The 1,006-nt window shown below is 76.4% G+C and carries 2 protein-coding genes; one reads left to right on the forward strand and one right to left on the reverse strand.

Annotated elements, in window-relative coordinates; translation table 11 throughout:
• Window positions 1-549: tetratricopeptide repeat protein (locus HGA02_RS20255; protein WP_168681234.1), on the forward strand; the 549-nt coding region annotated here is incomplete at its 5' end.
• Window positions 550-574: 25 nt separating this feature from the next.
• Here HGA02_RS20255 and HGA02_RS20260 read toward each other — a convergent pair.
• Window positions 575-1,006 (reverse strand): TetR/AcrR family transcriptional regulator C-terminal domain-containing protein (locus tag HGA02_RS20260; protein ID WP_210728870.1); only part of this gene is annotated, 432 nt, incomplete at its 5' end.

Consider the following 1,006-nt stretch of genomic DNA (forward strand, 5'->3'; position numbering starts at 1 on the left):
GGCGCCGAGCACCCGGACACGCTCGCGACGCGCGGCGACCTCGCGCTCGTGCACCACGACGCGGGACGCACCGACCACGCGCTGTCCCTGCTCGAGGCGACGCTCGCCGACCGGGCGCGCGTCCTCGGGCCGCTGCACCCCGCGACGCTCACCAGCCGCAACAACCTGGCCGTCGCGTACCGCGAGGCGGGCCGCGCCGAGGAGGCCGTCCCGCTCCTGGAGAAGACGTTCCGGGACCGGCAGCGCATGCTCGGGCCCGACCACGTCGACACCGCCGCGAGCCGGGTCCTGCTCATCGAGGTGTACCGCGAGGAGGACCGCCTCGACGACATCGTCGAGCTGCTCGAGCGGGCGTGCGTCGACGACGAGCGCATCCTCGGCCCCGACGACGCGCAGACGGTCGCGAGCCGCGCCGCCCTCGCGGAGGCGTACCGGGAGGCGGGTCGCGTCGAGGACGCGCAGGCGGTCGAGTCGGGCAGGCCCGTCGGGGTGTGGATGCCGGGGCGCAAGCGCGCGGTGCGCCGCATCCCGCGTCGCCAGACCGGCTGACCCGGTCGTCGCGCGGTCGCCCGGCTCAGGCGCCGGTGCGGGCCAGGCGGTGCCGGTCGAGCCCGGCGAGGACGAGGTCGAGCGTGAACGCGAACTCGGCGCGGGTGTCGCACACCGACAGGGCGCCGTCGGTCTCGTGCACGACGGAGGCGGCCATGCGCGCGAGGTTCGGCAGGTCCTCGCCGACGGTGGTGGTCGCGGCGGGGTCGGGTGCGAGGGTGCCGCCCTCGGGCTCGAACAGCTCGCGGGAGAAGCCGAGCAGCATGCTCCCCAGCGCGTGGATGGCACGGTGCGCGAGGTCGTCGTCGAAGCCGGCCTCGGTGAGCGTCCCGACGAGCTGCTCGTAGACGGGCCAGACGGAGGGCGGTGACGTCGTCTGCGCCGCGACCAGGCCGGGCGCCCACGGGTGGCGGAGCATGACGTCGCGCGCGGCGAGGCAGCGGCGGCGGACCGCGAC

Source organism: Cellulomonas septica (genome assembly GCF_012396155.1).
Lineage (GTDB): Bacteria > Actinomycetota > Actinomycetes > Actinomycetales > Cellulomonadaceae > Cellulomonas > Cellulomonas septica.